The 7,310-nt window shown below is 69.4% G+C and carries 5 protein-coding genes; all 5 read left to right on the top strand.

What is annotated here, in order from left to right:
• Positions 1-671: 671 nt before the first annotated feature.
• The 5 genes from E8M80_RS07440 (at position 672) to E8M80_RS07420 (ending at position 7,228) form a co-directional block, all read left to right on the top strand.
• The gene (locus E8M80_RS07440; RefSeq protein WP_137125028.1) at positions 672-893 is read left to right on the top strand and encodes a hypothetical protein; all 222 of its coding nucleotides are present in this window, start codon (positions 672-674) and stop codon (positions 891-893) included.
• Positions 894-1,063: 170 nt separating this feature from the next.
• The gene (locus E8M80_RS07435; protein WP_170979251.1) at positions 1,064-2,524 is read left to right on the top strand and encodes an ABC transporter substrate-binding protein; all 1,461 of its coding nucleotides are present in this window, start codon (positions 1,064-1,066) and stop codon (positions 2,522-2,524) included.
• Between the two features lie 93 nt (positions 2,525-2,617).
• Positions 2,618-4,189: an ABC transporter substrate-binding protein gene (locus E8M80_RS07430; protein WP_137125026.1), complete on the top strand. Its 1,572-nt coding sequence runs from the start codon at positions 2,618-2,620 to the stop codon at positions 4,187-4,189.
• Positions 4,190-4,210: 21 nt separating this feature from the next.
• Positions 4,211-5,491 carry an ArgE/DapE family deacylase gene (locus E8M80_RS07425; protein WP_137125025.1) on the top strand — a complete coding sequence of 427 codons (1,281 nt, stop codon included), beginning with the start codon at positions 4,211-4,213 and terminating at the stop codon, positions 5,489-5,491.
• Between the two features lie 27 nt (positions 5,492-5,518).
• Positions 5,519-7,228 (top strand): GMC family oxidoreductase, encoded by a 1,710-nt coding sequence (locus E8M80_RS07420; protein ID WP_137125024.1) that lies wholly within the window; start codon positions 5,519-5,521, stop codon positions 7,226-7,228.
• The last annotated feature ends 82 nt before the right edge of the window (positions 7,229-7,310 follow it).

The following is a 7,310-nucleotide window of genomic DNA, read 5'->3' as shown; positions in this document are numbered from 1 at the left end:
GCTTTCGCAGCGGGCCGACGACACTACCGACATCCCGGCAACCCGTCAACCCCCCGCATCAGCGGCGTGACGGGCTTCTAGGCCCAGCAGGAAAACGGGTCAAGCCCCACAAGGCCAGGGCGCATAGTTCGCATGCAGATCTGCGGAAAACTGCCGATTTCGGAGCCCTAGCCGCGCGCAGACTCCGTGGCGACCGGGGGAGACGCATCCCCCTCGCCGAACCGAACCGGCACAATACTCCGTCGGATCCCACTTCGACGCCGTTCCCCGCGCGTGCGAGGTTTCCCAGTCGCAATCGCGGGCGCCTGGTCGCACATGCTCAACGGCAACGGCTGCCGCCACCATGCATCCGCCACACGGCCGTGTAAGGCGTGCGCGGCGTCCGGTCGAAACCACGCGTCGCGATCCGAGCCACACCAACAGTCAAGCCGCATCCACACGAACCTGCTCGCCAACAAAGCCGCGTGTCGCAATCCCGAGCAGGTCGGGCGACGGGTCACCGACCTGCGCGTGGACGAAGCGCGCGGGCCGCCGGCCGGAGGATCGCAATACCAAGGCCGGACGCGCAGGCCCTCCTGAGACGTCCACATATTGTGACACAACGCGCGCACACTTCTCTTGACGACCTCCCTTCGTCCGGCGGAGGCTCCCAATTGTCGAGGGAGATCGCCATGACCGACCAGCCCACCCCGACCGAGGTCAGCATCAGGGGCCGCTTCGTCGGCATGAGCATTCTCGGTAGCGCAGTCGTCCTCGTGATCTTCCTTGAAAACCTCCGAGTCATTGCCTGGCTGCCCTACGTCCTCCACATCCTTGGGGTCGCGCTCGCGCTCGCCATAGCGGTCCCGATGCTCTTCTTCCGGCGCCCCGTGGACCACGCCCGCCGCACTTGACGCGGCCCACCGCCGGGGTCGACGCTTCCCGCAACGACAAACGAAGGGAAGCCTCCATGCCGGGATTTCGCGCCTCCGCGCTCGCCGCCGCCGCCGCACTTGCCTTGGGCGCCCCGCCTGTCGCCGCGCAGCGGACGCTCACAATCGGCGCCTCCTCTGCTCCCACGGGCATGGATCCCCACTACCACTCCTCCAACATGAACAATGCGCAGCTGCGCCAGGTCTTCGATCTGCTGATCGACCTCGACAGCAGTGGGCGGTTCGTGCCGCGCCTGGCGGAATCCTGGCGCGCAATCGACGATCGCACCTGGGAATTCCGCTTGCGCGACGGCGTCCGCTTCCATGACGGCACGCCGCTGACGGCCGAGGATGTCGCCTTCTCCTACGCCCGCGTGCCGACGGTGCCGAACAGCCCCGGCCCCTTCACGCCAGCCGTCCGACTGATCGAGCGGGTCGAGGTCGTGGACCCGCGCACGATCCGCTTCGTAACGCGCAATCCGCATCCCTTCCTCGAGCACGACATCGCGGCGGTCTTCATCCTCTCGCGCAGCATCCACGCGACGGCGGCGCTCGCCGACTTCAACGCCGGGCGCGCCATGATCGGGACCGGCGCCTATCGCCACGTCTCCTACCAGATCGGCGAGCGGCAGGAGGTCGTGCGCAACCCGGACTACTGGGGTCCTGCCCAGCCCTGGGACCGCGTTGTGACACGCGTCATCTCGAATGCCGGCGCGCGGTCGGCGGCGCTGCTCTCGGGCGATGTCGACGTGATCGACAGCGTACCGTCGCAGGACGTCCCGCGCCTCGAGCGGGAGCCGCGCATCGCCGTCTTCGGTATCGAGGCGAACACCACCTCCTACCTTTTCCCCGACGCGGTGCGCGAGACGACCCCCTTCGCGACGGACAAGCAGGGCCGACCGCTCGCGACCAACCCCCTGGCCGATCTGCGCGTGCGCCGCGCGCTGTCCATGGCGATCAACCGCCAGGGCATCGTGGATCGCCTGCTGCAGGGTCAGGGCAAGCCCGCCGACCAGTTTGCGGCGCCCGCGTTGCAGGGGCGCGCGCCCGGCCTGCCGCCGCTCGCCTACGACCCCGCCGCAGCCCGCGCGCTGCTGGCCGAGGCCGGCTGGCCGGACGGCTTCCGTCTCACCATCCATAGCCCCAATGGCTGGTTCGCCGGCGATTCCGATGTAATGCAGGCGATCGCGCAGGGCTGGACGCGCATCGGCATCGAGACGCGGGTCGAGGTGCTGCCGCCGGCCAACCTGTTCGGCCGGGCGACGGCGCGCGAGTTCTCGGTCTTCATGACGACTTTCACGGCCAACTACGCCGCCAACATGCTGCGCCAGGTCGTGATGACCCGCAGCCCCGAGGCGGGCACCGGCCCCTTCAACCGCCAGCGCTGGTCGTCGCCCCGCATGGACGAACTGGTTGCTCGCGCCATGGTGACGATGGACACCGCCGAACGCGACCGGATCACCGCCGAGGCGCTGCGCATGGCGACCGAGGAACTCGGCGTAATCCCAGTGCATTTCCTGCGCCTGACCTGGGCGACGCAGCGCGCGCGCGTCCGCTACGAGCCGGATCCGCGCTGGTACACCAACGCGCTGCTGTCGCACCCGGCGAACTGAGCGCCGCGCGACGCGGCGCTTGACGCGCGCGCGGCGCGCGGCCGAGGCTTCCCCCGACGGCCCGCGACAGACCGGGCCGCGTGGAGGAAGGCGATGCACTTCGGCATGAAGGGCGCCGCGCTCGCGGCGCTGGTGGCGTGTGCCGTTCCGGCGGCCGCCCAGCGGACGCTGACCATGGGCGTGCAGACGCCGCCCTCGGCACTCGACCCGCACTACCACAACACGACGAACAACACGATGATGCTCATGCAGATCTATGAGCGTCTGTTCGAGCTCGACAACAATGCGGTGCCGCAGCCGCGGCTCGCGGAATCGATGCGCGCCATCGACGACCGCACATGGGAGGTGAAGCTGCGCCAGGGCGTGCGCTTCCACGACGGCACGCCACTCGAGCCGGACGACATCCCCTACACTTTCGCCCGCATCCCGACCGTGCCGAACAGCCCCGCGCTCTACACGCCGGCCGTGCGGACCATCAGCCGGGTCGACATCGTGGATCCGTCGACCATCCGCATCCACACCCATGAGCCCAATCCGCTGATGCGCTTCGACATGGCGGCGCCCTTCATCCTGTCGCGCCGCATCCATGGCCAGAACCCGGCGACGAGCGACTTCACCAGCGGCCGCCTCGCCATCGGCACCGGCCCCTATCGCCTGGTGTCCTTCGCACAGAACGAACGCATGGAGATCGCCCGCAATCCGACCTACTGGGGCCCGCCCGAGCCCTGGGACCGCGTCACGATCCGCTTCATCCCGCAGGCCGCCTCGCGCGCCGCCGCCCTGTTGGCGGGCGAGGTCGACCTGATCGACTACGTGCCCGTGCAGGACGTGGAGAACCTGCGTCGCGACCAGCGCTTCGCGCTGTTCGAGGTGGACAGCGTGACCTTCGTCTACCTGTTCCCGGATTCCATGCGCGATGCCTCCCCCTTCGTCGCGGACCGCCAGGGCAACCCGCTGCCGCGCAACCCGCTGGCAGACCACCGCGTGCGCGAAGCCCTGTCGCTCGCCATCAACCGGGAGGCCATCGCGACGCGTCTCTACCAGGGCCTCGCGACACCGGCCGACCAGTTCGCCGCGCCGATCGCCGAGCACCGCCTGCCGACGCAGGGCCCGCTGCCGCACGACCTCGCGCGCGCCCGAGCACTGCTTGCCGAGGCCGGCTACCCGGAGGGCTTCCGCCTGACCATCCACGGCCCGAACGGCTTCTTCCCCTCCGACCAGAACCTGCTGCAGGCGCTGGCGCAGCAATTCACCCGCGCGGGCATCGAAACCACGGTGCAGGCGTTGCCGCCGGCGAACCTTTTCACCCGGGCGACGAACCGCGAATTCTCGATGTTCATGACCTACTTCAGCAGCTACCTGACCATCAACCCGCTCCGCCAGGTGGTGGCGACGCGCAATCCGGACCTCGGCCTCGGTCCCTTCAATCGGCAGCGCTATTCCAACCCTGCAATCGACGATCCGGTGCGCCAGGCGTTGACCACGATGGACCCGGAGCGGCGGCAGATCCTCACGCACCAGGCCGCCCGCGCGCTGCTCGAGGACAAGGGCGTACTGCCTGTGATCTTCCTGCGAAACACATGGGCTGGTCGCCGCGACCGAGTCGTCTACGATCCCTCCCCGGTCAACCACACTTCGGCGGTGCATGCGCGCCCGCCCGGGTGACACCGTGAGAGAGACAGACGCATGCCCGAGCCCGAAGCCCGCGCCATCATAGCAGCCGCCATCGACGCGGGCTTCGACAGACAGGTGGAATTCCTGCAGGAGCTCGTGCGCTTCCCTTCCCTGCGGGGGCGGGAGGCGCCGCTGCAGGACTGGTTCGCGCGCCAGATGGCAACCCGAGGCTATGCGGTAGACCGCTTCACAATCGCCGACGTCCCAGCGCATCCGAAGATGGCACCGATGGTGGGGGTGGATCCGGCCGGCAGCGTCCAGGTCGTCGCCGCGCACCGACCGCCCGGCCCGACCGGCCGATCGCTGATCCTGCAGGGCCATATCGACGTCGTGCCGGAAGGCCCGCACGAGATGTGGACCTACCCCCCCTACTCCGCGACCATCCGCGACGGCTGGATGTACGGGCGCGGCGCGCACGACATGAAGTCCGGCGTCGCCTGCATGGTCTTCGCCATGGACGCGATCCGCGCGGCCGGCTTCGAGCCAGCGGCCGATGTCTACGTGCAGACCGTGACGGAGGAGGAGAGCACCGGCAACGGCGCGCTGGCCGCGCTGCTGCGGGGCTATCGCGCCGAGGCCGCGCTTGTGCCCGAGCCCACGGGCCACACCATCACCCGCACCCAGACCGGCACCATCTGGTTCCGGCTCCGCGTCCGCGGCGTGCCGGTGCACGTGGCCGTCGCACAGGATGGCACGAACGCGATCATGTCCGCCTATGCGCTGATCAACGCGCTCTATGCCCATACGCGGGCGCTGAACGAGGCCGCGCGCGGCAATCCCTGGTATGCCGACATCAGGGACCCGATCAAGTTCAACCCCGGTATCATCCGCGGCGGCGACTGGGCGAGCAGCACGCCCGCCTGGTGCGAGGTGGATTGCCGCATCGGCCTCGTGCCCGGCACGACGCCCGAACAGGCCATGGCCGGCATCGAGGCCTGCGTGAAGGCCGCCGCGACCGGCGATTCCTTCATGGCGAACAACCCGCCCGAGATTGTCTGGACGGGCTTCCAGACCGACCCCTACGTCCTCGAGGCCGGCAGCGAGGCGGAAGCGGTCCTCGCCGCTGCCCATGCCAGCGTGCATGGCGGCGCCATGCCGGAACGACGCACCACGGCGGTGAACGACACGCGATACTACGGCCTCTATTTCGGCTTCCCGGGCCTCTGCTACGGTCCCAGGGGCGAAGTGGCGCATGGCTTCGACGAGCGCACCTCGATCGAGGACCTGCGCATGTGCACGCGGACCATCGCGACCTTCATCGCCGACTGGTGCGGACTGCGCCCGCGCGGCTGACGCGCGGGACATCGGGGGGAAACCGGAGTGTACGACTACGTGATCGTCGGCGGCGGCTCCGCCGGATCGGTGCTGGCGCACCGGCTTTCGGCGTCGTCCGCGCACCGGGTGCTGCTGCTCGAGGCCGGGCAGGACACGCCACCCGGCAAGGTGCCGGCAACGATCCTCGATACGTATCCGGGCCAGGCGTATTTCGACCCGCGCTTCCACTGGACCGAGCTCAAGGTCCGCACGCAGGTCGTCTCGCACAACAACCCGGACGCCGAGCGCCCGCCGCTGCGCAAGTACGAACAGGCGCGCGTGCTCGGCGGCGGGTCCTCGATCAATGGGCAGATGGCCAATCGCGGCGCGCCGCACGACTACGACGAATGGGAGGCGCGTGGCGCCCGCGGCTGGAACTGGGACGCGGTGCTGCCTTACTTCAAGAAGGTCGAGCGCGACCTCGACTTCGGCAACGAATGGCATGGGCGGGACGGTCGCATCCCGGTCCGCCGCGTGCCCGAAGCGCAATGGCCCGTCCATGCAAGGGCCGCCGCCGAAGCCTTCCGCCAGGCGGGCTTCAAGGCGCTGCCTGACCAGAACGGCGCCTTCGAGGACGGCTTCTTCCCCCTAACCGTCAACGTGACGGAGACCGAGCGGGTCTCGGCCGCCATCGGCTACCTCGACGCCGAGACACGGCGGCGCCCGAACCTCACCATCTCGACCGAGACGCAGGTGATGTCCCTGATCTTCGAGGGGACGCGCTGCGTCGGTGTCCACGCGTTGGTGGGCGGCGAGGAACGGGAGTTCCGCGGGCGGGAGGTCATCCTCTGCACCGGCGCCATACATTCGCCCGCACACCTCATGCGCGCGGGCATCGGCCCGGCCGGCCACCTGAAGGAGCACGGCATCGCGGTGCGCGCCGACCTGCCAGGCGTCGGCCAGGGTCTGATGGACCATCCCGCCATCTCGCTGTCCTGCTTCGTCCAGCCCGAGGCGCGGCTGAACCGGACCGCGCTCCGCCGGCACATGGTCGTCGGGCTACGCTTCTCCTCCGGTATCGAGGACGCGCCCGCCGGGGACATGTTCATGTCGGTGGCGAGCAAATCCGCCTGGCACGCGGTGGGCGAGCAGGTCGGCTCGATGCTGACCTGGGTCAACAAGACCTATTCCCAGCGCGGGCAGGTGCGCCTCGCCTCGACCGACTGGCGGGCGCATCCGGAGGTCGAGTTCAACCTGCTGTCGGACCGCCGCGACCTCGAAAGACTGATGATCGGGTTCCGCCTCGCGGCCACCCTCAGCCTGAGCCCGCCGCTCGCGGCCGTGACAGCCGACCCCTTCCCCGCCTCCTACTCCGACCGGGTGCGGCGGATCGGGGTGGTCAACACGAAGAACCGCATCCTGACGTCGATCATCGCCAGGTTCCTGGACGGGCCGGCGGCGCTCCGCCGCGCCTTCATCGACCGCTTCGTGATCGAGGGCTTCCGCTTCCGGGAGGTGATGGAGGACGAGGAGGCGCTGGAAGCCTTCATCCGCAAGGCCACGATCGGCGTCTGGCACGCCTCCTGTTCGTGCCGCATGGGGGCCGAGGAGGACCCCATGGCGGTGGTGGACACCGAGGGCCGCGTCCGGGGCGTCCAGGGCCTCAGGGTCGTGGATGCCTCCGTCTTCCCGGTGGTGCCCAGTGCCAACACGAACTTCCCGACGCTCATGACGGCCGAGAAGATGGCGGACGCGATCCTGGCCGGCAACGCCTGACGCCCGCTTGCCACGCTTGTCGTCCCAGGCACGCCACGTGCATTCTGTCCTGCCGGCAGGTCGCCACAGGGACGGCCGGCGG

This window comes from Roseomonas sp. HF4, from assembly GCF_005222755.1.
Classification (GTDB): Bacteria; Pseudomonadota; Alphaproteobacteria; order Acetobacterales; family Acetobacteraceae; genus Neoroseomonas.
Note: the sequence above shows the minus strand (reverse complement) of the source record. Positions and strands in the feature narration are given on the sequence as shown.

Excerpts from the sequence above, each read along its gene's own strand:
- E8M80_RS07425 (WP_137125025.1), top strand. The coding sequence starts at position 4,211 with ATGCCCGAGCCCGAAGCCCGCGCCATCATAGCAGCCGCCATCGACGCG.
- E8M80_RS07435 (WP_170979251.1), top strand. The coding sequence starts at position 1,064 with ATGGATCCCCACTACCACTCCTCCAACATGAACAATGCGCAGCTGCGC.
- E8M80_RS07440 (WP_137125028.1), top strand. The coding sequence starts at position 672 with ATGACCGACCAGCCCACCCCGACCGAGGTCAGCATCAGGGGCCGCTTC.
- E8M80_RS07430 (WP_137125026.1), top strand. The coding sequence starts at position 2,618 with ATGCACTTCGGCATGAAGGGCGCCGCGCTCGCGGCGCTGGTGGCGTGT.